Consider the following 25,483-nt stretch of genomic DNA (forward strand, 5'->3'; position numbering starts at 1 on the left):
CCGGTTAGATTGTATTAATATCTTTCTCAATTCTCCACGCACCGTCCGGAACAGTCATCTCAAAACGTGCACCTTTTCCGTGCACCCCGTTCTCCCGGATAGTAATTCCGGTGATGGCAAGGATTTCACGGATCAGGAAGAGGCCAAGGCCCGTATTTGCACCAACTCCACGCTCAAAGATCTTCTCTTTCATATCGTCCGGCACACCGCATCCGTCATCCTCCCAGATGATAATATATCCATGAGTCTTCTTCTCCTTTTCATGACCGCCATCTGGCTCTTCTTCAGGCTGTTCTTCCGGCCTGCATGATACCCTTATCCCGGTTGCACCTTTGCCATGTCGTAGTGTGTTGTCATAAAGATTTGAAAGTACTCTCTCAATCATCGGATCTGCAAAAATAAAGAGTCCTTTGCAGTCGCATATGAGAGTGATATTGCCTCTTCCGGTCTTCTCCATAAGGGGTGGCAGATTAAACCAGAAAGGATCTTCTGATCCAAGTTCGTTATACTCACGTGTGAATTCAATCTGCCTCTGTATTGAATAAGTTGCCTGGTTTACATTATTTAGATATCTTTCAAGTTCAGGATCCTTTTCAATACTGTCGGCAATATCGAGATAACCTTCAATCACCATTATCTGGTTGAGAATATCATGGCGGGTTATCCCGGAAAGCAGCTGGAGTTTTTTGTTTGCAATCTTAAACGCCTCTTCAGCCCGTTTCCGGCTGGATATGTCCCTTACAACCGCTATAAGTACCTGATTATTATCCCACAGTCCGCGGGTAACTGTTGTCTCGGCCTCGATAAGTTTTCCTTCCTTTGTAAGGACCGGTATCATGCAGGAATCGATCTCTCCGGCAATCATGGCCTGGATATTTGAAATTACCTCCTCCATCCTGTTTGCCGGACGAAGTATTGTGGCATCTCTGCCAATAAGTTCACTCTCCAGATAGCCAAGCCTGCTCAGGATTGTATTATTTACCCTCACTACCCTGCCGTTCATATCGAGGATGACGATCATCTCACCGACTGAATTAAAGAGAAGTTCAAGATTTGCAGCTAATTTTTTAGACTCATCTTCAGCTGCAAACCTTTCAACTGTGCTGCCAAGTTCCTTTCCGGCTGAAATGAGTATCTCTCTCTCATCGTCTTTAATATCATGCATCTTCCTGCCTGCTATATTCAGCGCACCAATTATCCGGCCCTTTGAGAGTAGTGGAATACTTGCTATTGTTATAAACCCGGTTTCATCTGCAATTTCCGGAGATAAGGTATTGTAATGGCAGGTAATTATCGGATTTCCCTTCATAAACAAAGTGTCATAAGGTGCTTTTCTGATTGGGACTGTGCCTGATTTTTTAAGAATGTATCCGGGCAGATTTTCAGAACAGACAATGGATGCAGTTTCTGTCTCAGTATTAACAATATATATGGCTCCTGCATCATATTCAAGGAGTGAGAGTGTCGCATTTAAGGTATTGTTAAGGAGTGACCGGAGATCATCTGCCTGATTTGCGATTGTTATAATCTTATTGAGGATTGAGAGCTTCTTTGCATTCTGTGAAAGCAGACTGTTTTTTTCCTTTAATATATCTTCATTCTCTTCCAGCTTTTCCTGAGCCTGCACAATCTCATCAAGCTGCTGTCTCAGTTCCTCCTCTGCGGCTGCAAGCTCTTCATTTTTTCTTTTAAGCTCTTCTTCAGCCCTTTTTTTCTCTGTTATATCAAGGTGGGTGCCTGCCATCCGCAGAGGTGCATTATTAATGTCCCTCTCGGCCACACGTCCCTTGTCCAGAATCCAGATGACCCGTCCGTCTCTGCCGATAAGCCTGTATTCACACTCATATGACGGATTTTTCCCCTCTAAATGGCCTTTGAGCACTGCCATTACAGAGTCATGGTCCTCCGGATGAATCAGCCTCTCCCATGAACTTACATCTCCGGGAATCTCCTCCGGAGAATAGCCCATCATTTCTGCCCATCTCCGGTTGAAGATCACCTTTCCGGTCCGGACATGCCAGTCCCATGTTCCAAGTTCCCCACCTTCAATTGTTATTGAAAGGCGATCGAGGAGATCTGTTCTTTCACTGATATTGCGTATGATTGTGGTGCTTATTCGCTGCCCTGCCTCTCCGGATAGATTTGTGCTGACCTCAACAGGTATAAGCCGTCCGTCTTTATGGATCATCTGACCTTCAAAGAGAGACCTGCCGCTGTTTATTAAATCATTACCTATTCTTACACTCTTTCCGGAACTCTCAGGGCATGTAATATCCCTTATATTTAATGTTTTTAATTCATCCCGTGAGTAGCCAAGTATCTCTTCAGCGGCCTGGTTGGCATCAATTATCCGGCCCGGTCTGTTATCAGGGGTGATCTCATTGATAATTATCATATCATTTGCATTTTCAAAAATCCCTTTGTAACGCTTCTCACTTCTTTTCAGGATCACTTCGGCCTCTTTACGGGCGGTTATATCGGTAAATGTGACTGCAAACTGTCCGGTTTTTGGAGAATATGCAAAGACATCATACCACTGGTCAAGTTCCCGGCTGTAATTTTCAAACTCTGCCGTCTTTTTGGTAAGGGCGACATCTCCGTACGTCTCTATCCAGTAGTCCTCAGTTTCCGGGAGAACCTCAAGAACCCTCCTGCCAATAATCTCCTCAGCCTTAAGTCCGGTAAGTTTCTCAAAAGCAGGATTGACTGCAAGAAAACGGTAGTCAACCGGTTTTTTGTTCTCGTCTGTGATTATCTCATGCAGGGCGAATCCCTGCGTCATATTCTCAAAAAGCTGCCTGTAACGCTCCTCGCTCTTATGAAGTGCTTCTTCACCCTTTCTTTGTGCAACAGCATATCTTATCTTATTGGTGAGTTCGGCAAACTGTGATTTTGGCTCCCCTCCCTTCTGGATATAAAAATCGGCTCCACTGTTGAGGGCTTCAATTACAACCTCCTCGCGGCCCTTTCCTGTGAAGATGATAAACGGCGTATTGTCTCCACGTCCGCGAAGAGAGTTTAAAAATGAGATTCCGTCACATTCCGGCATCTGATAGTCTGAGATTATGGCATCATATCTACTGGCGGATAAAAGTTCTAAGGCATCAGATGCACTCTCGCAGGTTGTAACATTAAAATCCCCTATATGCTCAAGATATAACTTTCCGGCTTCAAGAAGGACTGGTTCGTCATCCACATATAATATTGACAACGTCTGTTTTGAGGACTCCGAACCGTTCATTATTACTTTTCCGGTTAGATTGTATTAATATCTTTCTCAATTCTCCACGCACCGTCCGGAACAGTCATCTCAAAGCGTGCACCTTTCCCATACTTACCTGTCTCAGTGATCGTAATTCCGGTAATCGCAAGAATTTCCCGGATCAGGAAGAGGCCAAGGCCTGTATTTGCACCAACACCACGCTCAAAGATCCTCTCCTTCATCTCATCCGGAACTCCGCATCCGTCATCTTCGTATATGATGAGATATCCTGAACGACTTCTCTTTTTGGACCGGTCTGCACTCTGTGAGAGTTCAACCTTCCTGCATGACACCCTCACCTCAGTTGCACCATCAGCATGACGGAGGGCATTGTCGTATAAATTATATACAACCCTCATAACCATTGGATCTGCATAGATCCAAAGCCCTCTGCATTCACATACAACAGGAAGCCGGCCTTTGGCAGTATCGCATATGGCAGATGAGATGTCATGCCATAATGGCTCTTTTGAACCAAGCCCGTCATATTCTCTTGTAAATTCGATCTGTCTCTGAACCGTATCAGTTGCTGCTCTGATACTATCGCAGTATTTTGAAAGTCTCCTGTCCATGTCTATACGTTCTGCGAGATCAAGATACCCTCCAATGACCATAACCTGATTTAAAATGTCATGTCTGGTTATTGAAGAGAGCAGTTTAAGCTTATTATTGGTTATACGCAGAGCCTCATCCGCCAGTTTCCGCTTGGTTATGTCATCAATAATTATTCTTGCTCCGTCAACGGCCCCTTCTTTACGTAATGGTGTCGCATGAATTCTGAGGTACACTTTTTTCCCCCAGACAGAGATGTACTCCATTTCAAGCTCAGAAATACTGGTTTTGTCCTCTAAAACTCCCCTTAAAATGTCTGAAAATCCGGAAGCAACAAGATTTTTATTTTCCAAAAGATTTATTCCGGACGATTCATTCACCCCCGGAGAGCCAAGAATTACCGGTACTTTGGAATTTAAGTAGATAATTCTGCCTGATTTGTCACAGGTCAGAATCCCTACCGGGGCATTGTCAGCGAGATCACGATATTTCTCCCCGGATTTTTTCAGTTCCTCTCTCATCTCTCTTCTATCCGTAATGTCCTGTATCTGAACAAGATAGCCGTTAATCATGGCTTCTTCATTTTTCAGGGGACTTATCAGAAGATCAAGCCAGATGATTCCTCTTTTTGATGTGGGATAGATGTTATTTTCAAGCACTTTGGAGAAATCAAATGCAGTTTCAAACCGGACTGTTATGCCGTTAAGGATCTCTCTCTTCTTCTCATCTGCCAGGTTTGGATCAGAAAACAGGAAAAATCCGGAGAGTGCGTCAGATTTTTCAATGCCAAATATTTTCAGGCATGCCGGATTTGCATTGATAAAATATCCGTCTGAGTCAAGGAGTTCAATTCCAATCGGGGAATTGTCAAATATTGTCCTGTACTGCTCTTCACTCTTCTGCAAGGCCTCTTCTGCCTGTTTTCTGTCAGTGACATCCCTTGTTACACATACAAGAACCGCTTTTTTGTCCCAGTACCCGCGGGTGATTTTTGTCTCAGCCTCAATCGTCCGTTTGTTCTTTGCAATGAGGGGGATATTGCAGGTATCGGTAATTCCGGCAGCAATATCCTTAATATTCTTTATAACATCATTTCTTCTCTCTTCCGGATGAAGTATTAATACTTCCCTCCCGGAGAGTTCTTCTTCACTATATCCCAGTTCTCTTTCAACAGAAGCATTGACTCTGATAATATTGCCGTCATTATCAAGAATCAGCACCATCTCTTCGATTGAATTGAAGAGCAGTTCAAGATTTTCAGCATATTTCTTCGATTTCTCCTCTACTGCCTTTAAGCCTGAAATGTCTGTAATTATGCCCTGAATTCCGGTGACTCTGCCATCTGCTATAATTCTCTGTCCATTATTTCTAATCCAGACAGTTCCGCCTTCTTTTTTAATAAGCCGGAATTCTGTTGGGTTTTTTCCGCCGGCAAGCAGAATATTGAATTCATTTATGCGATCAGGTCTGTCTTTTGGATATACGAAATCGGTGTAATGCCTGCCTGTCATCTCAGATGCCTGATAGCCGGTAAGGTCTGTGATATTTTGGGAGACATAGGTTATTACACCATCATCATCCAGCCGGAATATAACTTCACTGACATTTTCAATAAGTGACCTGTACTTCTCGTGGCTCAGTTTCAGTTCAGATTCGGCCCTTTTTTTATCTGTTACATCCTGGTGAACGGAGAGGATGCATGGACGGCCTTCAAAAATTATTTTAAGTCCGGAGATTGAGAGGCTTTTATGCTTTCCTGAGGTGGTGATAATATCCGCTTCAAAGTTGGAGACTATGCCGGTTTTGTTGATCTCTTCCAGCCAGATTTTTCTTCTTTTAGGATTTGCCCAGAATTCCTGTGCATTAATGCCGTTTATATCCTCTGATTTAAGTTCTAAGACCTCAGCAGTTCTTGAATTTATCAGGAGGATTTCACCTTTTATTGTGGCAATGCTCATTGAGATGGGGATTTCCTTTATTATACTGTAAAACTGCCCTTCGCTCTCTTTGAGTTTTCTCTGAATATCCGGGAGTTCGTCCATCTGTGATCTCAGTTCCTCTTCTGCCGCCGCAAGCTGGCTGTTTGCAGCTATAAGTTCATCATTTTTCTGCCGGAGTTTTTTTTCAGCCTCTTTTTTTGCGGTAATGTCTGTAAATGTAACTGCGAACTGTCCTCTTTCCGGCGAATATGCAATGACATCATACCAGCGTCCGAGTTCTGCACTGTAATTTTCAAACTCTGCTGTGGTATTGCTGAGGGCGACTTCGCCGTATTTTTTTATCCAGTATTTTTCTGTTTCAGGCAGAATTTCCAGGACAGTTCTGCCTGTGATTTCGTCTGCTTTCAGCCCGGTGAGCCTCTCAAATGCCGGATTTACGGCAATAAACCGGTAGTCTGTCGGATTTCCGCTTTTGTCTGTGATGATCTCATGCAGGGCAAACCCCTGTGTCATATTGTCAAAGAGCTGCCTGTAACGCTCTTCGCTCTTTCTTTTATCAACTGCATATTTTATTTTGTTGGTGAGTTCCGCAAAGAGTGACTCGGGACTGCCCCCCTTCTGGAGATAGAAGTCTGCTCCGCTGTTTAAAGCTATGGCGTCAAAATAGAGTTGGATTTATAACTCCCTAAATCCCTCTCAAAACAGCCTACATTCCTTTTAAATTTTGATCTGACTTTCAATTCTAAATCAATGGTTTCATATATGTGGTGATATATATCACTATGGGTGTCATACATACGGAAATACACTCGTCACAACAAAAATGGAGATGTTAAGACCTACTTTGCTGAAGTTGAATCTGTTCGAATTGATGGAAAAGTTGTCCAGCGATACATCCGACCTTTAGGGACTGATCCATCTTTTCCAAATAATTTTACTATAGATAAAGACCATTTTTCTTTTTTAGCCAATCAACTAACTGAAAGAGAATTAACTCCAAATGAGGTATTAGATATGTTGGAAAATATGGGACACCCTGTCTCGCGTGAATCCCTTAAGAGTGTAGGTATTACCTACGACTTTGGAAAAAAAACGTACTCTATTTCCCTTTCCCACCCAAAGAACTCAAAAAAATCCATAACAGATGCCCAGTCTGTAAAAAAAGACTCTACGTCCAAAAAGCAGCTAAAAGAATAGTTAAAACATTATCGGGAGAGATCAGGTTTAATATAGTTTATAAATACTGTAAAGAACATGGTGCGTGTAATGAACCATTAATCTCAATTTTCAATCAAATATGCCCTGCCGGACGCAACTTTGATACTAAAATAATGGTTGCTGTTGGTTTATTGCGATTTCTTTTTGATTTCCAAAGAGATGAAATAAGAACCATTCTTTTATCTCGAGGAATTAGTATTTCAACTGGTGAAATATCTAATCTGTCTAAAGAGCTTTTGTTAAGGTTCTATGCTCTGCACAAAAGACATATGCCTCAAATGAAGTCCTTTTTTGAGAGAGAAGGTGGCGCAAAGCTTCACCTGGATGGGACCGGAGAAGCAGGAAATGAAATTGTTTTTATGGCAAAGGACGGGGATACAGGAATTACAATGGATGCCCAAATTATACCAACAGAGAGCAAAAAATATGTTAAAATCTTCCTGAATAACTTAAAATCACTATTGGGGGACCCAATAGTCATTGTTAGAGATATGAGCAAGCAGATTCGAGATGCAGCATTTGAGATTTTTCCTGACGTAAAGCACCAAATTTGTCAGTATCACTTCGTTAAAAATCTTGGTAAAACCATTTTTAAAACCAGATACTCTACTTTTCGCAAAGATATTGTGAAAATGAGGATCCTAAGTCAAATCAAGAAAATGAAAGGGGACCTCAGTGCAATAAAACATCATGGTTCTGAAAAAGATATATTCTTCGCAGAGCAAAAATGGATTATTCTTGCTATAGAGCATCTTCTTATCTGCCGTGAAAGGAGTTCAAATTACCCATTTGGTTTACCCTACTTTGAAATAATGAATAGAATTTTAGATGTCCAAATAATGGCCCACAAAATATTAGAATGGAATATGGCCCATAAAGTTAACGTATGTGAAATTAAGGAGTTTTCTGAAAAATTAGATGATATCACAAACAATGCAGGCATAAACTCCCAATATTCTAAAATTCAAAAGATATGGGAATGGTTTGAGAAAGTGAGGATTACTTTAAGGGTTGGCAGGCACTTAAGTCAAAATGGAAGTGATATGATAACCACAAATGCTCAAAATATGAGAGACGATTTTGAGATCATTCTGAATGCCATTGACATAGATGGAGTAACCAAAGGGGGCGAATTACTCCGCGGAGCAAGGCAAATAACAAACAACTGCAGAAAACACATGGATGAACTTTTTGTGGAAGTAAAAGACACATTTGGTAATGTAGTTGACATTATGAGAGATAATAATATTGAAGAACGCGGCCATAGGTGGAGTAGAATGCACATACGAAGACGAACCGGAAGAAATAGAACTACAAACGAAATGGCACAATATGGTGCACTAATGGCCATTTTCTCAAACCTTGAGAATGAAACTTATGTGAGAGAAATTCTCTATGACATAAAAGATTTTATTCGAGAGATACAGGATATTACAGCTGAAGAGATCAGCAGTGCAAGTGAACTGGTGAGGCCATATGCACATAAAGAAATTGTACATTCTGACAGTAAGAGATTGGAGTATTTGGAAGAATTCATAAACTTGCTTGAAGGTGGACGTTCAGCTGAAAAATGGCTATCAAAATTCAATATTTCCAACCGAATAATGACGCCATAGGTTTAAAGCGTCAATTACTACTTCCTCACGTCCTTTTCCTGTGAAGATGATAAACGGGGTATTGTCCCTTCTCTCTCTCAGACGGCGGAGAAATGTTATGCCGTCGCATTCGGGCATCTGGTAGTCCGATATTATGGCGTCAAATTTTAATTCTGATAATATTTTAAGTGCGTCAGCTGCATTGTCACATTTTGTGACTGAAAGATTGCCTGTATGTTCAAGGTATAACTTTGCTGCGTCGAGGAGCGCTGGTTCGTCATCCACATATAGTATTGATAACGTCTGTTTTGAGGACTCTGAACCGTTCATTATTTACTTTCCTGTTAGATTGTATTAATATCTTTCTCAATTCGTTACGGGGCGTCCGGAACAGTCATTTAAAATCATGCACTTTAACGTAAATTCCGTTAAAGTTTTCCGGAAAAATTGTTTATTCTTAATTTAAATTATATGATATTTATCTTCAAAACCGGATTTTTAGGTTTTTATGTCCTTAGGCTGAAGACTAAACCGGAGTATATTTCAGGATTTTACCTGATTATCATGACCGGGCATTTTGCATTGTGGGTGACTTTCTGGCTTACACTTCCAAGTACAACGCTTTTTATTGTTCCAAGGCCGCGGCTGCCGATTATTATCAGGTCTGCCTCTTCATTCCCGGCAATCCGGATTATTTCGTCAGCAGGGTCTCCTATTGCAACCTTGAGTGTATATGGGATATTTTCCTTGTTGAGTGTGGATATTGTATCTTTTATCTTTTCTTCTGCATCTTCTTTCAGAATTGTGTGTACGTCAAAGTTTGCTTTTACAAGTTTTGACTGTTGTGGTGTGCCGGCAATGTATGTGAGAATTACATGGGATGATAGCTTTTTTGCAAGTCCGGCAGCCTCTACTGCTGCACGTCCTGCGTTCTCTGAGCCGTCTGATGCCAGGAGTATTTTTTTATACATTTAATTATGTCTCCGGAAGAACTGTTTTGAATAGCTGTGTATTTTTCAGGCTGATTTTCCGGTTTTTGCAGTCCGGTTATTCATGCCTCTCTGCTTCTCCGATATGGATGCTGAGAATATTGTTTATCTGCCTGGTTTATAGAAATACCGATCAGGTGTTCCGGACATTTAATGATGTGGCTGTGCATTATGTTGCGGTGGTGGGGAAATATTATTGTTGTGCGGGAGAAATATATTACCGGCTGAGAAATATTTGCGGTAAAGGTAATTCTGCCGTATTTCATAATGGCTGCGGGGTTTTGCAGTATATTTCTGATTAAAAATACCAACAAATCTTTTCCGGATTAATAAATTATGGCAATATACAGTTTTTTTACAGGGGCAGGAGGTTTTTGTGTCATTCGCGCATAAAATAAAAGGTGAATGGCTCTCAAATGTGAGAGGGGATTTCCTTGCCGGAATTACAGTAGCTCTGGCTCTGATTCCTGAAGCTATTGCATTTTCTATCATTGCAGGCGTTGATCCGATGGTGGGCCTTTATGCATCGTTCTGCATTGCTGTTGTGATTGCTTTTGCAGGCGGAAGGCCGGGTATGATCTCGGCTGCTACAGGTTCGATGGCCCTTGTGATGGTTGTTCTGGTGCGGGATTTCGGGGTTGAATATCTGTTTTTTGCAACTATTCTCACCGGAATTATACAGTTATGCCTCGGATTTTTTAAGGTCGGGCAGCTGATCTCGTTTATCCCATATTCTGCTGTTTTAGGGTTTGTAAATTCGCTTGCGATTCTGATATTTCTCTCACAGATCCCGTTTCTAATCGGTGTGCCGCCTGTTGTGTATGCGATTACGGCGGCGACCATCGGGATTGTGGTTCTTCTGCCAAAGGTTACAAAGGCAGTTCCGGCACCGCTTGTTGCAATTGCGGTTATGGCCGGAATTACCATTACTGCCGGGATTGATGTGTTAACGGTTGGTGATCTTGGCAATATTACACAGGCACTGCCTCTCTTTCATCTGCCGGCTGTGCCTCTGAATGTTGAGACTCTGCTTATTGTCCTGCCTTATTCGGTGACGCTTGTTATTGTGGGTCTTTTGGAGTCTCTTCTTACTGCGTCTATTGTTGATGAGATGACTGATACGAGGAGTGATAAGGACAGGGAGGTTAAGGGGCAGGGGATTTCCAATGTTGTTGCAGGTGTTTTTGGCGGGATGGCCGGCTGTGCAATGATTGGGCAGTCTGTCATTAATGTCACTTCCGGAGGAAGGGGCAGGCTTTCGTCGCTGACAGCCGGGCTTTTTCTGATTTTTCTGATTATTGTTCTTGGTGATCTTGTGGCTCAGATCCCTATGGCGGCTCTTGTCGGTGTGATGATTATGGTGGCTGTCGGGACTTTTGAGTGGAGTTCTTTAAAGGACCTCTTTAAGATGCCGAAGAGTGATGCCTTTGTTATGCTGGTCACTATCGCGATTGTTGTCTATACCCATGACCTTGCGAAGGGTGTTTTAACCGGAGTTGTGATAGCTGCACTTGCGATGGTCTGGAAGATGTCTGCAATTTCGGTATCCGGCAGTGTCAGGGGCGATGGTGTTAAGGTTTATAGTGTAAGGGGTCAGCTCTTCTTTGCAACGATGTCGGCTTTTGTTGATCTCTTTGATTATGCCGGCGATCCTGAAAGAATTGAGATTGATTTTGCCAGTTCGCATATCTGGGACCATTCTGCTGTTGAGGCGATTGTCCGGGTTATTGATAAGTACCAGCAGGAGGGCAAGTCGGTGTACGTGACCGGTTTAAATCCGGAAAGCCAGGAGACGCTTGATAAGGGCTTTTCGTGAGGATTTAATGGATATGCTGCCTGAATCAACTCCAAATCTCTCTATAAGGGTGGCATTAACCATGTGCTTCCGGCCGGCATAACAGAAAGCAGCACCCCTTCAGGTTATGGTAATTCATTTCAGTCCGACTATGCCTTAAATAAATTTATCATTCATAAATTCTAATAGTCATATGATGAGAAAGAACGGGTATATCCGGGGGAAAATTGGAGTTCTTTTTATCAATTATGACCCTGAGTGCCTGTCGGAAACAAAAAATTATCTTGAAAAGTCAGGCAGAATATCTTTATATTGCGCTGAAAATGCAGAAGAAGCTATAGCTCTGCTAAATAAAAATCCATTCGATGTCATTGTATCCGGTTTTGCCCCGGCTTACTCCACCAAAAAATCATCAGAAAATGTTCTGCTTAAATACATAAAAGAGAACAATATCAGAATTCCATACATTGTTTTTTCCGGAGACTGCGGTGAAGATGCAGTTGCCGGGTCATTTAATGATGGGGCTGATTTCTTCGTCCGCAGGACCGGAAGGCCTGAGGATTACTACGCAGAACTTGCCGGAAAGATCAGATTTGCAGCTGAAAACAGGAAAAGATCCTCTGAAACAGATCTCTTTAACCAGGAGAGGCTTCGGCTTGTGCTTGAAACAACAAATGACGGGATATGGGACTGGGATCTGAAAACGGGAGAGGCATTCTTCAGTCCACGCTGCTTTACCATGCTTGGCTATGAACCGGATGAGGTGCCCGCATCATACAATACATGGAGGGAAAATGTCCTCCCTGATGACCTTGGAATGGCTGAAAAGGTCGTTTATGACTGCATCCACAATGGCAGGGACGGTTTTGATCTTGAGTTCCGGATGAAAACCAAAAGCGGTGGAATCCGGTGGATGAGGGCCAGGGGTAGTGTTGTAAGCAGGGACTCAGACGGAAAAGCTCTCCGGATTCTTGGGACGCATACTGATATTACCGACTGGAAAATGGCAGACAAGGCCCTTCGTGAAAGTGAGAATAAATTCCGGAAACTCTTTGACAAGGCCTCACAGATCTTTTTTTTATTTGATCTTGACGGAAATTTTGTGGATGCAAACGAAAAAGCGACAACTACAACAGGTTACACTCTTGATGAACTCCTCTCAATGAATGTCAATGATCTTGATGCCGAATCGGTAATCCGCAATGACAGAAGAAATATCTGGCATAAATTCCCGGATGACAGGGATATTTACATTGAGACGAGGCACCGCCGTAAGGACGGGACCGTTTACACAGCGGAGGTCCGGGCGACAAAGTTAAAAATCGGGGATGAGCATTATGTCCTGTCGCTTGTAAACGATATTACGGAGAGGAAAAAAGCGGAAGAGGCCATATACAGGAGTGAAAAAAAATACAGGGATATATTTGAGAATTCTGTTACCGGACTGTTCAAAACTACTTTCAATGGAGAGATATTTGATGTAAACAACTCTTTTGCCCGTATGTATGGTTATCCGGATGCAGAGGAGTTCCTGAAATCAGGGAAAAATGCAGGGAATTTTTATTTTGATGTCCGTGACAGGGAAAAGGTTGTAAATATTATTTCAGAAGACGGCAGTGTTACCGGTTATGAGGCAATCCATAAAAAAAGGGACGGCACGCCATTCTGGGTGTCAATTAGCGGAAGACTGCTCTGTGATGATAACCGGAAATACTGTGAAGGGATTATAATCGACATTACGGAGAGGAAAAAAGCAGAAGAGGCACTGTTTCTTTCAAACCGGAAGTTAAAACTGCTCTCCGGAATAACTAGGCATGATATCCTCAACCAGGTGACCGTTATCAGGGGCATTGCCGGCATAATTGATGACCTTGAGGATGAACAGGAAAAAACCGATTATATCGGAAAGATTGACAGTGCAGCCCGTACAATTGAAGAAAATATATTGTTTACAAAAGAGTATGAACAGCTTGGAGTCAATACACCTGAATGGATCTCAGTTTCAGGTTTAACTGACAGGAGGTCATTTGGGAAACTGCCGGTGCACAACCTCTGTGAAGATATTATGATATATGCCGATCCTATGCTCAGTAAAGTCTTTGAAAACATGATGGACAATACGGTCAGGCATGGTGAGAAGGCCACTGAGGTTTATGTCAGGTGCAGGCATGACAATAACGGGGGGCTTGTCATTACATGGGAGGACGACGGGACCGGCGTGCCTGATGAAGAGAAGGAGAGAATTTTTCAGAGAGGAGTTGGCAAAAACACAGGGTTTGGCCTTTTCCTGACAAGAGAGATCCTCTCCATTACCGGAATTTCAATAAAGGAGAGCGGGGTCTTTGGCAGCGGGGCACGGTTTGAGATCACAGTTCCGGCGGATTCCTGGAAAAAAGATTAGATCTCTTAAAGGCACAGAGTTTCCGGGATATTATCCCGTGGTCCGGCATATTTTATTGCAGGTTTTATCCCGCTTTTCCCTGAAACCGAAATCCCTGAAATTCAGAAGCTGTCTTCAGTCTTCCCTGCTGTAAAATATTTCCCTCCCGGAATCTTCTCTCAGAACCCCGGGTGGGTTTCTTTTTAGAGTCCGGAATTCTGTATTTATCTGTAATGCATGAATTTTTGCAGTGACTGTCATTTTCTGCTGTAGTATAACTGATTAGACCTGCATTGCTCCCGCCGGCGGGTAATTGTTCTGCTTATCCTGAATTATTGCGTTGAGGGAGATGCAATGCTGTGCATATATTCATTAGGGTCCTGTTAGAAATTGCCTGTGCGTCATTCATGAGTCATTCCGGCTGGCGGGATGGTTAATTTTTATTGGGGAGTGTATATTTTGAAAAAGAGAAATCTTTTGTTTTACGTCACTGTGCTGATCTCTGCCATGGTTGCTTTTGTCGGTGCAGCAACACCGGTTTATTGTCCGGACAATCCAAAATGCAGTGACATAAACTGTACTTCGCAGACGTGCTGCGGGAGCGGATGTCCGGGGGAGAGTTTTAAGATTGACGGCGGTCCTTACGGAGGAATCCATGATATTGCAGGGACAAACTGCTATGTCGATATTGATATGTTCACCAGCACACATTTCACCTTCACGTCAAATGCTGAGATTTATGCGGTGATAGTGAAGGGAGGGCCTAATTCTAATGTGTACTTCTACGACCCGCCGGTTTACTTTGACTCAGAACTTCTTTCTACGCCTGTGAATCCGGCTAACGGGAAGTATTACGATATAAGCCATATTGAGTTCTGTTATGACTGCCGCAGTACGCCTGTGCCGGAGTTTCCGGGGTTCTTTATCGGTATTGTGATGACCGGCTGTCTGTGTGGTGTAGTTTTTCTGGCCCGGAATAAGTATCTGAGGTGATTTTGTCTGAATTGAAATTTTTCCGGTGAGTTTTATTTTTTTGAGGGAGGGATTTATTCCGTTTTTTGTATTGATATAAATCCGGAAAAATTACTCTGAAGCTTTCCTGCATAAAGCTTCGATATCGTTTATATCGAGCAGGACTGTGTTATTATTAATCTCTTTTTTTCCGGAAGTTTTGAAGGCTGGTGTGTGCCGGTCCTGACTGTCAAATGATCTGGCGACAAGACAGAAATATTCTGTTCTGTTCTCTTTTTTCCATGATACTTTCTGTGATTTTTCTTTGAGTTTTTGGAGGAGAATGTCAGCTTGTACATTGTCCTGCCATTTGTATTCACAGAACAGGATTTTGTCTTCAGAGTCTGAGTAATAAATTCCGTCAATCTCCTCACCTTTATGCCACCAGCTGCCGTATCCGGTGAAGAGAAAAGGCAGGACATCTCTGCCGTTTACCGAAAGGAAAATATCTTCTACAATCTCTTCAAAACGAAGTCCTGTGTAATCGCTGAAATATGGCATGACCTGGTTCTTAACCGCAGCATCACCAAGGTCACGTTCTATCAGCATGATATTGGGGTATGCAAATCTGAACCAGAATAAAAAGAGGTTATCTTTGATGTAGTATAATCCCCTGTGGCACCTCTTAGAGACTGTTGCAGGAACTTTTCTTTTAACGAGGTCAAGGTCGATGAGTGTTGAGAGATATTTGTTTACAATTCCCTTTGAAAGTCCGGTGTCATTGGTAATCAGGCCCTGCGAATGATTTCCGTTTGATATCGAGAGGAGTATTGAGAAGTAATATCTGGGTTCGCTGAGTTCACTTCTAAGCACGAACTCAATATCCCGGAAGAGATAGGAGTCCTTTCTGAAGATATTTTCAGTTATGCTCTCTTCAATACTCTGACTGACGTTAAGACTGGTGATGTAAGCCGGAATTCCGCCATATACAGAATAATAATTTACGGCTTTTTTTATGTCTTTGATATAATCATAAATGTGGATAAAATGAAGTGGCCTGAGCAGGACCTGTCCTGTTCTTCTCCCGTAAAGGGGGCTGTTATATTCCATGACCATTGATTCCATCATTCTGACTGATGAGCCGCAGAGTATCAGGAATATTTTTGTCTCTTTAAGTTTTAGGTCCCAGAATGACTGAAGGATGGAGGGCAGTGCATTGTCTTCCTTTACGAGGTAAGGGAATTCATCTATGGCGATTATTATTCTTTCATCAGATTTTTGGTACAGGTACTCAAAGAAGGAGTCCCAGTCTGAGAATCCTGTTTTTCTGAGGAAGTCGTCATTGAAGTAGTCTGCAACTTCCACTGAAAACCGTCTCAGCTGAAGTTCCCTGGCTTCTTCCCTTGCAAGCAGGCGAAGGCCTCTTTTTTTGTTAAGGAATCTGTCTATAAGTTCTGATTTCCCAACTCTTCTTCGCCCGTAGATGACGATAAATTCCGGTTTATTGCTTTTCCATCTGCTGTTTAAGGATGACATTTCAGATTTTCTGCCAAGGAAAGGAGGATTTTGCATATGTGTACTTTAAAGTTTTATACTTTAAAGTTTTTTCTTTGGTCGTGATTGACTTTTTATGGACAGATATTTGTTGTCCTGAGTTTGTGTACTTTGAAGTTTTAAACTCCGGAGTTTTTTATGTTCACACCGGAACAATAACAAAAAAAGGCCGGATTGTTATTCCAAAGAGTATCCGGGATATTTCTGAGACTAAAACAAAGTTTTTCATTTCCTGCATAATGATAAACAGAATTTCAGATAAGACCTCCTGATGAAACTGATACAGCTCTTTTGTCACTGCCGGAATAAAAATAGCTGAATGGACTTCTGTTTCTTATTTAGTAAAATCACTCGGACAATATTATTGTGTTATGAATGCGTGCCATATTATAATTCTACCCGTGGACAACGAAATATAGCGCCTGGGACTTATATTACGGAGATCATTGAGATTGAGGGGAGAATTGAACAAAAACAAAAAACGAAGAAATACAGTGTCATTTTTATCCCATTATGTCCCAGTTACAAATGAGAAGAAATTAAAGAATTATGTCTGTTTTACTTCTGTACATGGCAGTAAAGGATTACGGGCCAGAGTTGTCTTTATTCTGAACTTTATCATTTGTAAAATTTTTCATTGCGGAAATGAAAACTATTATCTGAGAATAGATGATAATATGGGAATATGTCAAAGACGCTGAGCATCTCAGATGAAGCATATGATCGCCTTATTAACTGGAAAAAGAGTGATGATGAGAGTTTATCAAGTGTAATTTTAAGGGCTATTCCAAAAATCAGAACTCCGGAAGAATTAGATGAGTTACTCTCCCGAATAGGTTCTCTTTCGGATGAAGACGCTGATCTAATGACTAAAGCTGTTGAAGAGGATTAAATGATTATTCTTGACAGCACTTTTTTGATAGACTTAATAAGAAGTCAGAATAACGTTAAGCATAAAAGTGCTGATAATTTACTCAAAGAGATGATTGAGGAGAAAAAGAACTTTAGCACAACTTTTGTTAATGTTTATGAACTTTATAAAGGAGCTTACAGAACAAACGATATTGAGGGATCGCTTTACAGAATAAACGAAGTTCTAAATGATATTGATATTATAGAAAATTCTGAAAAATATTACAAGGTTTATGGGAGAATATCGGCAGAACTTGAGAGGAAGGGAACGCCTATTGGTAAATTCGATGAACTTGTTGCTGCAATTGTATTATATAATAGTGCAAAGCTCATTACAAACAATAGTAAAGATTTTGAAAAAATTCTCCCACCTTCAGATATAATAAACCATTAAAATTTTATTCTGAATCAACAATATCCGGATATTTTTTAGTGCCGGTCTGATGGTCTATATTATAACCGGTTTTATTGAGTGCCTTTATTACATCAGGGTAAGATAATACAGGTAATTCTGGCATAAATCAGGCTGTTATTTCTACAGTTTCTTCGTAGATTGATTGCGGGATTGTCTCATTATGCGACTTTAAGCTTTCCAGATAACCTTTTGCGGCTTCTTTTATGTTTTCAAGCGTTTCGGCTCTTGTTTTTCACTGACTCCTCTTTTTAGGCAGTTTGTGATTTAGGGTCTTTTTTTTGCATGTGTACCCGGCACATTTTCTCTGTAAATTTATTATTATGATTTATAAGAAAATAAATTTCTTATGCAGAGATTATTGCTGGATGTTTGCGTGGTTTTGGCAAAATTAAACCGGCATACTTGGGGATTTTTAACACGGCGGTGACAAGGCTATAATAAATACTATTTTTCTGAGGGTTAGTGTTGAATTTCAGAACTATGGGAATTATTTGAAATTAAATAATATCCTTGAAGGAAATAAAAAAGAAACTATTTTCTATATTAAAACTAATTCTAAAAAGTTGATATTATGAATGATGTGTGCGTTGGAGATAATAATTTTAATAATATTGCTGCAAGATTGAAGGATGCCTTAAACATTTCAGAATCACAAAGTGAAGAGATTTCTTCTGAATTTGGTGATTTTGAAAAAAAGATAATCGCACGTAAAGATCGTTATGAGATAAAAAAAATATTTGATAATTTATTGTATGTATATATTGGGCAGAATATTCGTGAGCAGGGAATACTGGATACTCAGATTCCAAACGATATTTTAAGTAATCTTCAGTCATTAAAATTAATCTTGGATTATAACTGGGAATCTTTAAAAAATTTTAAAAGCTTTGTTACATCTGAAAAAGGAGAAAGGATCTCTAAAATATTTATTCAGAATCGGCTCTTAAATTTTGATAAGGAGGGAGTTAATGAATTAAATCCTTTGGCATTATATTGTGTATATAATGACTGTAAATCAAGGAATATACCAGATTATAAAAAATATGATGACCTTGGGTTTCTACTTAAAATAAGTCCGGAATTTAAGGAATGTGATGAAGCTGCTATTAAATTAATAACTGATAATGGATTGGGCGTCGGGACATTAAATTATGCATCCACAAGGGGTGGGGAAACCAGAGATTTTGAGTTTGTTATTGCAAAAGAATTTGATATTGGTAACTATATTACTGTAAATAGTGTTCTGAAAAAAGATTTACTGGAGATAATTTATGATTCTAAAATCCATTACCGATTGTTTGACTTAATAAGTGCAGTAAATGAAGGAGATAACAGTATTTCGATCTCTTACGGTGACAATAAAGAAAAAATTCTTGAAAAAATTAAACCATTGGATGATAGTGGAATAATAAATCTGGACGGGAATTCCGGAGATAATGAGATCCGTTTTTATGCCGGGAATTCGGAAAGTGAAAAGAACAATGCAATATCTGGTATTAAGGATATTCAGAAGCGGATTGTCGAAAAAATAAATAATAAAATAGCTGATTATCAGCCTGGTAAGATAAATGGCGTTTCTGAATCAATTATAAGCAAAAAAATGGGAAATGCTGAAGATATTCCTGATGTGAAAGAATTTGAGGAAATACTCGCTTCTGTTACATCCAATAATAGTAATTATGATGGAATAAAAGTACTTCTTGGGAAATCTGGTAATGGGGATGTATATTGGGAACCGGGTAAATGTGCCAATGGACATTGCCTTGTTATAGGTGGTTCCGGGGCCGGAAAAACTGTAACATTAAGATCTATTGCATATGAACTGGCAAAACAGAATTATCCCGTTCTTTTAATTGATTTCCATGGTGACATGGCCCCAGATTCTTCTGTAAAAACATATAAAATTAAGGAAGGAGATGGTTACTATTTTAATCCGCTTGAGTTAAGTAATAAATTTGAGGATCTCACTCCTCTAAGAGCGACTTCTGATTTTGTTGACGCTATAAAAATTAATTTTTCAAGTTTAGGTATTCAACAAATAGATAGATTAACAGAGTTGATAACTGAAGGTTACAATAATAATAACCCTTCAAGTAATAAGTCTGCTGGTGAATTTAATTTCGATGAATTAAACAATAAGATTTTTAATTCAGATGATGGTAAATCTGATGGACTAAGAGCATATTTAAGGGGTATGTCTGATTATAAACTATTTTCCGGAAATCAGAAAATATCTGTGGAAAGCTTTTTAGAACCGGGAATTAGTCATATTAACTTAAATAGTTTGCCGGAAAATTTAAGGAATCTTTTTGCAGACTTATTATTGAGGAAATTATATTACTCGTTGCAGAGTTTGGGGAATATTTCAGAGGGAGATATTTCCGATAAAGATAAATTTAGGATATTTGTAATTGTTGATGAGGCAAAATTATTAGTCAGTGATAAACAGGGTTCAAAAGCTGTTTTAAATAAATATGCGACTGAATTAAGGAAATCTGGCTTGGGACTAATCCTTGCTTCTCAGTTGATTGGACATTTTAATGAAGAAATTCTGGCTAATATGTCAGCAAAAATATTTATGAAGGCTGAAACAAAAGAACAGGCAAATAAGAATGCCAGACACTTTAATGTTGATCCTAAGGCTCTTTTAAAGTTTAAGCCGGGTGAGGCTGAGTTTGTTTTGAATAATGAATATCAGCATCTTAAAATAATTCCGATGTCTGAAAGATTAAAGGAATAACCAACATTCATATTTTTTAAAGCTAAAATGGGGATATTTTATAATTATCTATATCGTTTTCTTCAACAATCTGACAAAAAACCAGCAACAACCCTCATAACCCCTAAAGCCTCCTCGATATTAAACCATTCAGTACTCCTGTGCTCTTCGTAAAATCCGGCGGAGATATTTAAAATATCAAGTTCCGGAAAAGCTGCCCTGATATTATAGGCATCTGCAATGCTGCCTTCTGCAACCGTCATTGGGTAATATACCTTATTTGAGGTATCTATGAACTTTTCAAGAAATTCATCACTGCATAATTTTAATCTGGGTGAATCCTCAGAACCTCTGCCGTAGGTGTCAATTATGTCCCTTCCTCCCTGCCGGTCAAGTGTTAAGGCATAAGCGGAGTTTCTGAAGAATTCCGGTCTGTTTTCGATGGCGTAACCAATGCCTCCTCCGCCTCCACGACCGTATTTAGCCGGATATGAAACTGCCTGTTCCTCCTGGACTGTGAGCACTGCTCTAAATCTTAGTGATGTGTGCTTCATAAGATAAAGGATCATTGCAACTCCGGCTTTGTCGTCAAATCCTGCATTGAATTCCGGTTTTATGTGGTTATCTCTTCTGAACCGGGAGCGGTTATTGTAGCGTGAGAGCCTCTTAATATGCTCAGCCTCTTCTTCCTGACCTTCATAATACAGGGGGTAAGTATCCAGATGGGCATTTAATAATGGCAGTTTTTCGGACCCGTCATCATTCTTTGGTTTTATGTAAAGATTTGATAATTCATCTGCTGAGATTTCCCAGTTTCCCTTTCCATATTTCCGGGCGATAAACTCAGAAAGCTCCTGTTCCCGCCCGGAAGGGCTGTATATCTGTATGAGTTCCTGAAGAATACCGGTATAATCTTCCTGAATGTTCCTGGATTTTGTAAGGAAATTTGTTATTCCGGTTTTATTCTCAAAGATTCTAAGCATCCATTCCTTATAGGCTTCTGTATATGGGAGTTCCTTCTGACTGTACAGTTCCCGTTTCAGAAGGGTATTGGTCCTCATACGGAGCTGATTTAAGATGTGTTTTGGTATCTCCCCTGATCTTTCATAGTCCCTTAGGTCATCAAGTCCTGGGTAGTGGTTCTGGTAATCTTTGCAGATCTCTTTTTTCAGTTCCCTAAAGATTACCCTGTGTTCGTAGAGGAATTCTGCAATTCTCTGCATTTCCATGTATTCCGGAAGAGGGTTCCTTCTGGTCAGGGAAATATTGACATCTCCTTGTGCATCTGAATTCATACGTGACCCGTATCTGAATTTTAAATTTGGGTTTAATAAGGGTATTATGATACATTCGTTTAAAATCCTGAACCAGAGAAGATCGAGATGGGTATTGAAGAGTATCCATGCGTATCTTTTTTCGCCGAAATGTCCGTCACATGTCATTTTTGTTGTAACGCCACATGCTGAAACAGCCTTGCAGAATCTGGCTATTCCGGCGTCCATGATGCAGGCGGGGACTTTAACGCCGTGTTCGTGCCCGTAGAATAATTCTTCATCTTTTTTAATGGCATAATTCGGGCCGAAAATGGTAGATCCGCTAAATCCATGAAAAATTTCTATTATGTGGTATAAGTCATTATATTCGGGTATTCCTGTGATATTCAGCCTGAATTTTGCAGGATGGTTCTGTGGCGGATAATAATGGCGGTGGAAATGGTCAGGATCAATAGTTAAAGTTTCCCTGTAGTTCTGGTCATCGTATGTCATATCGAGAGTGCCAAGATTTGAACCTTTCAGGAATCCGGCAAGGACTGTCTGGTCCAGATCACTACTGGAGCACTGGTAGCCGGGATTTTTCAGGCAGGAATTGTCGCTCAGGCAGATGTCGCTGTCTGATTCTTCGAGCAGAAATCCTCTTGCTTTAAGAACGGCAACTAATTTCTCCTCCGGAGTTTTGCAGTCTTTTGTCATCTCTGAGATGAATTCGCTTATGAGTTCATCTTTTCTGTTTTGGCTTATGTAGAATGGTTCCCGTTCGGAAATCCGTTCAGATTTTCTTCTGGATTGTCTTTCAGTCTTTCTTTTAGCCCGAAAGTCCGTACCTGCTCCGGCTGAAAATTCCGGGTGATTTAAGTGCATCTCTGCATCTGTTTCAGGTGTGAGTTTTCTTCCTGCCTGGTTGTTGATACTATTTTTACTAAAATCCCGGTTTGCTATTTCACTCATATCTATTTCCTCCTCAATTGATGGTGTGATTTTGTATTGGTTAAATTACTATTTATAGTTAATTGATATGTGTCTTTTTTTGCAAATATTATTTTATTTCAAATGTCATTTAGCATATTGCATTTATGGGAACCTTTATGTTTATATATTTTAATACTTAATTGGGAACAATGGCAGGGCAGGATAACTCCGAGTTAATCGGATATACAACTATAAGGATAAAGAACAGCACCTTAAAGAGGCTTAAGTACAATGATTTTTATTCTGATTCAATCAGCGATAAAATTGATTATCTGATAACATATCATGAAGCAGCAGCTGAGCATTACCATGATGATGATGATGATTTTCTGATAGCCAGCATTAAAAAGTTTAATAGGGAATTCTGGAAGAAAGATGAAAAAAATTCAGTTTTTGAGAAATTAAAGAAGAAAATAGAAGGTCAGTTTGCCAGAGGTGGTGTTACTTATGTGACTGCCGTGATGACTACTGAGGATTCTTCAGGGATTGAGGAGAAAAAGCTCTATGTAACCCTCTATCGTGAGAGTGATATTATTCATAAGGATATGAAACGCCACCCTTTTGCGCTTCTAATTACAAGTCGGGGTAGATATAAGTTCTATATTCCCTTCAATGAGGATTGTCTTAATGGTAAAGTTACTCTGAAGCAGCTTGAGAAAAAGCTTGAGATCCCCGAATGGATTGAGGCAGATCTTAAGGTCGGGGAAAATACTGAGCCTTTGACTGTCGGTATTGAAAAATCATATGATGTGGTGATTCCGTCAGGAGTTTAGGAGGTGATTAACTGAGGAAATTGCAGTTTGAATGATTTAGCATGAATGAATATTGTATGGGAAATAAAGAGAAATACATTGAAGATTTAAAGGAACGGGTGAAGTCCGGGAATGACATTTAATATTTATACCAATGTTGAAGAAATTATGGCTCCTCACTGAATTCTGTGGGTTGTTAAAATAGATCCCGGCAAATAACTTGTTCACTCAGTAGGATTATGTGGCTGATGGTCGATGTTGTAGCCTGTCTTATTTAGTGCCTTCATGCCTCAGGATATGATATAACAGGTAGTTTTGGCATAGATCTGGCTGTTATTTCTACTGTTTTTTCGTAAATAAGCATTGGTTTTGTGGAAAATTAAACCGGCATTGACAACGGAGAAAGTTATTAATGATTTTGATCTATATTGTAACAATTGCAAATATGATTTGGAAGGTGAATATATGATAACGGTTGATGGAATAAGTCAGATAACAGGTCTGTCCCGTGAAGAAGTGATTAACAGGGGTTTAATTTCCTTTATTGAAATAGAGATCCGCCTTGCAGAGATGGATATTGCAGATGTCAGGGAAAGATACAATGTTTTGTCAAAAGAAGATCTTTATGAGGCAATAAAAGGCAGAAAAATAGAGAGTCATCCTGCCTGGGAGGATTATATTGTATGGAAAAATAAAGAAAAATACATTGAAGATTTAAAGGAACAGGCGAAGTCCGTGAATGACATTTAATATATATCAATCTTAAAGAAATTATAACTGATGAATTTAGCGATATTGCAGTTTCGATAAGTTTTATTGGTGGCAAATCAGGATTTCCAAATAAACTCAGAATATTCTTTTTTGAGTATACTTTTATATGTGGCTGCCGGTCTGATGGTTGATGTTGTAGCTTATCTTATTTAGAGCCTTTATGCCTCAGGACATGATATAACCGGTATTTTGGGCATAGATCAGGCTTTTATCATAATTTTGAAGAATCGGAGTTAACTTCTCTTCTGCCTGATCCCTTATGGCATCTGCATCGGATTTTTTTGATAAAACCTTATTGTATGTTTTGATTTTGTCATCCGGAGATAAAAGGCCGTATTTTGCAGATATTACCATATAGTCATAATTCATTGCTGCAGAATAATTTTTAACTTTTTTAAACAGTGTTCCAGAGTAGAGATCCTTTGCAGCAACAGATTTGTCATCCGGAATTTCGAGTTTGTTTTTTGTGCAGCTGGTTATGAACAGTCACATTTTCACCTTTTGAAAAACTGCTTAAATTTGGGATATAATTGCCCATTGATGATTTCTCCCATAATTCTGAACTTTATTTAATGTTTTCTTTGACAATATCCTATATTGAACTTCCGGTGGAAATACTGTTTCTGAACTGATCTGGTCTGATTTTTTAAAGGACATATTCTATAATATCTATTTTTTGTAGAATATGTTCTGCGATAACGCTTAATCTGTCGTTTTTAAACTATTCTTTCATAAATTATCCGGTCAGGACTGCTATTCTTTTTTGGTTATGGAATTTGGCCTTTTTTTTTGGTTTTGGTTTCTGCTGGTAGTAAATGTATGTGTTCTAAAATTCATAAAAGGGGATTTAAAATCCACAAATTGTATATACTCTATGATGCATATTAACATTTAGAGGAATTATGAATGTCATATAATCATCTTCGCTATACGGTAATGATGGAAAAGAATGAAGAGGGTGGATATACGGTAACGGTTCCTTCTCTTCCGGGATGTATCAGTGAAGGTTCTGATTGGGATGAGGCCCTGAAAAATATAGAGGAAGCTATTGCCGGCTATATCGAAGTTGCAAAGAAGCTCGGAAAACCAATTCCGGTTGAAGTGACCGTCCCCATGAATACAGCTCAGGCTGGTTTATGAAGCTTCCACGGATTACCGGTGAAAAAGTAGTTAAGGCTCTAAAAAAGATGGGTTTTGAACCTGTTGGAATTAGAGGAAGTCATCATTACGGGTGCAATTATTACAGTTCCTGTTCATTCCGGAAAGATACTTGCCCCAAAAACTCTTAAGACAATTTTGTTACAGGCAGGTTTAACTATCAGGGAGTTTCGGGAGCATCTTTGATAATACCATAATATATCTCTTTATTTATTATTTTTAAGTAATTATGTTGAACTTCACCGTTTTCTGTTAATTAAAGATAATTTAGGAG

General features: G+C 39.9%; 20 protein-coding genes. 13 read left to right on the top strand and 7 right to left on the bottom strand.

What is annotated here, in order from left to right:
• Positions 1–4: 4 nt before the first annotated feature.
• Both L6E24_RS14490 and L6E24_RS14495 read right to left on the bottom strand, forming a co-directional pair.
• Entirely contained in the window at positions 5–3,241 is a 3,237-nt protein-coding gene (locus L6E24_RS14490; RefSeq protein ID WP_257742655.1) for a PAS domain S-box protein, read from the bottom strand.
• 14 nt (positions 3,242–3,255) lie between these two features.
• On the bottom strand, positions 3,256–6,267 hold the full coding sequence (locus L6E24_RS14495) for a PAS domain S-box protein (RefSeq protein WP_257742656.1): 3,012 nt from the start codon (positions 6,265–6,267) through the stop codon (positions 3,256–3,258).
• A 273-nt stretch (positions 6,268–6,540) separates the two neighbouring features.
• On the opposite strand from L6E24_RS14495, the gene L6E24_RS14875 reads away from it, so the two are divergent.
• Positions 6,541–6,951 (top strand): IS1634 family transposase N-terminal domain-related protein, encoded by a 411-nt coding sequence (locus tag L6E24_RS14875; protein WP_505481583.1) that lies wholly within the window; start codon positions 6,541–6,543, stop codon positions 6,949–6,951.
• A gap of 134 nt (positions 6,952–7,085) precedes the next feature.
• Positions 7,086–8,588 (top strand): transposase, encoded by a 1,503-nt coding sequence (locus L6E24_RS14505; protein ID WP_257741295.1) that lies wholly within the window; start codon positions 7,086–7,088, stop codon positions 8,586–8,588.
• Here L6E24_RS14505 and L6E24_RS14510 read toward each other — a convergent pair.
• Both L6E24_RS14510 and L6E24_RS14515 read right to left on the bottom strand, forming a co-directional pair.
• Complete coding sequence (locus tag L6E24_RS14510) at positions 8,550–8,897, bottom strand: response regulator (protein WP_257742657.1); 348 nt, start codon at positions 8,895–8,897, stop codon at positions 8,550–8,552. The genes L6E24_RS14505 and L6E24_RS14510 overlap by 39 nt on opposite strands.
• A 221-nt stretch (positions 8,898–9,118) precedes the next feature.
• The gene (locus tag L6E24_RS14515) at positions 9,119–9,538 is read right to left on the bottom strand and encodes a universal stress protein (protein WP_257742658.1); all 420 of its coding nucleotides are present in this window, start codon (positions 9,536–9,538) and stop codon (positions 9,119–9,121) included.
• A 394-nt stretch (positions 9,539–9,932) separates the two neighbouring features.
• Between L6E24_RS14515 and L6E24_RS14520 the strand changes: the two genes are divergently transcribed.
• The 3 genes from L6E24_RS14520 (at position 9,933) to L6E24_RS14530 (ending at position 14,724) form a co-directional block, all read left to right on the top strand.
• A complete protein-coding gene (locus tag L6E24_RS14520) occupies positions 9,933–11,372 on the top strand; it encodes a SulP family inorganic anion transporter (RefSeq protein WP_257742659.1) in 1,440 nt (479 codons plus the stop codon).
• 172 nt (positions 11,373–11,544) lie between these two features.
• A complete protein-coding gene (locus tag L6E24_RS14525; protein WP_257742660.1) occupies positions 11,545–13,752 on the top strand; it encodes a PAS domain S-box protein in 2,208 nt (735 codons plus the stop codon).
• Between the two features lie 438 nt (positions 13,753–14,190).
• Complete coding sequence (locus tag L6E24_RS14530) at positions 14,191–14,724, top strand: hypothetical protein (RefSeq protein WP_257742661.1); 534 nt, start codon at positions 14,191–14,193, stop codon at positions 14,722–14,724.
• Between the two features lie 90 nt (positions 14,725–14,814).
• Here L6E24_RS14530 and L6E24_RS14535 read toward each other — a convergent pair whose 3' ends face one another.
• The gene (locus tag L6E24_RS14535) at positions 14,815–16,218 is read right to left on the bottom strand and encodes an ATP-binding protein (RefSeq protein ID WP_257742662.1); all 1,404 of its coding nucleotides are present in this window, start codon (positions 16,216–16,218) and stop codon (positions 14,815–14,817) included.
• 703 nt (positions 16,219–16,921) lie between these two features.
• Here L6E24_RS14535 and L6E24_RS14540 point away from each other — a divergent pair.
• The 3 genes from L6E24_RS14540 (at position 16,922) to L6E24_RS14550 (ending at position 20,303) form a co-directional block, all read left to right on the top strand.
• Positions 16,922–17,128, top strand: a complete 207-nt coding sequence (locus tag L6E24_RS14540) for an antitoxin VapB family protein (RefSeq protein ID WP_257742663.1) — start codon at positions 16,922–16,924, stop codon at positions 17,126–17,128.
• Complete coding sequence (locus tag L6E24_RS14545; protein WP_257742664.1) at positions 17,129–17,542, top strand: type II toxin-antitoxin system VapC family toxin; 414 nt, start codon at positions 17,129–17,131, stop codon at positions 17,540–17,542.
• Positions 17,543–18,134: 592 nt separating this feature from the next.
• Entirely contained in the window at positions 18,135–20,303 is a 2,169-nt protein-coding gene (locus tag L6E24_RS14550; protein ID WP_257742665.1) for an ATP-binding protein, read from the top strand.
• A gap of 62 nt (positions 20,304–20,365) precedes the next feature.
• Here the strand turns inward: L6E24_RS14550 and L6E24_RS14555 are convergent, their stop codons facing one another.
• Positions 20,366–22,507 carry a hypothetical protein gene (locus L6E24_RS14555; protein ID WP_257742666.1) on the bottom strand — a complete coding sequence of 714 codons (2,142 nt, stop codon included), beginning with the start codon at positions 22,505–22,507 and terminating at the stop codon, positions 20,366–20,368.
• A 170-nt stretch (positions 22,508–22,677) separates the two neighbouring features.
• Between L6E24_RS14555 and L6E24_RS14560 the strand changes: the two genes are divergently transcribed.
• Both L6E24_RS14560 and L6E24_RS14565 read left to right on the top strand, forming a co-directional pair.
• Positions 22,678–23,301 carry a hypothetical protein gene (locus tag L6E24_RS14560; protein ID WP_257742667.1) on the top strand — a complete coding sequence of 208 codons (624 nt, stop codon included), beginning with the start codon at positions 22,678–22,680 and terminating at the stop codon, positions 23,299–23,301.
• A 348-nt stretch (positions 23,302–23,649) separates the two neighbouring features.
• Positions 23,650–24,030: an MJ0235 family protein gene (locus L6E24_RS14565; RefSeq protein WP_257742668.1), complete on the top strand. Its 381-nt coding sequence runs from the start codon at positions 23,650–23,652 to the stop codon at positions 24,028–24,030.
• 186 nt (positions 24,031–24,216) lie between these two features.
• Here the strand turns inward: L6E24_RS14565 and L6E24_RS14805 are convergent, their stop codons facing one another.
• Positions 24,217–24,537: a DUF6884 domain-containing protein gene (locus L6E24_RS14805; protein ID WP_373021276.1), complete on the bottom strand. Its 321-nt coding sequence runs from the start codon at positions 24,535–24,537 to the stop codon at positions 24,217–24,219.
• Between the two features lie 420 nt (positions 24,538–24,957).
• Here L6E24_RS14805 and L6E24_RS14575 point away from each other — a divergent pair, with 420 nt between their 5' ends.
• Genes L6E24_RS14575 through L6E24_RS14815 form a run of 3 tightly spaced genes read left to right on the top strand, consistent with a single transcriptional unit; the run spans position 24,958 to position 25,395 of the window.
• Positions 24,958–25,191, top strand: coding sequence for a type II toxin-antitoxin system HicB family antitoxin (locus L6E24_RS14575; RefSeq protein ID WP_257742671.1), 234 nt, complete (start codon positions 24,958–24,960; stop codon positions 25,189–25,191).
• A 47-nt stretch (positions 25,192–25,238) separates the two neighbouring features.
• Positions 25,239–25,340: a hypothetical protein gene (locus L6E24_RS14810; protein WP_373021278.1), complete on the top strand. Its 102-nt coding sequence runs from the start codon at positions 25,239–25,241 to the stop codon at positions 25,338–25,340.
• Positions 25,318–25,395: a type II toxin-antitoxin system HicA family toxin gene (locus L6E24_RS14815; RefSeq protein WP_373021280.1), complete on the top strand. Its 78-nt coding sequence runs from the start codon at positions 25,318–25,320 to the stop codon at positions 25,393–25,395. Before L6E24_RS14810 ends, L6E24_RS14815 begins: the two co-directional genes overlap by 23 nt.
• Positions 25,396–25,483 lie beyond the last annotated feature (88 nt).

The organism is Methanoplanus endosymbiosus (assembly GCF_024662215.1).
Classification (GTDB): Archaea; Halobacteriota; Methanomicrobia; order Methanomicrobiales; family Methanomicrobiaceae; genus Methanoplanus; species Methanoplanus endosymbiosus.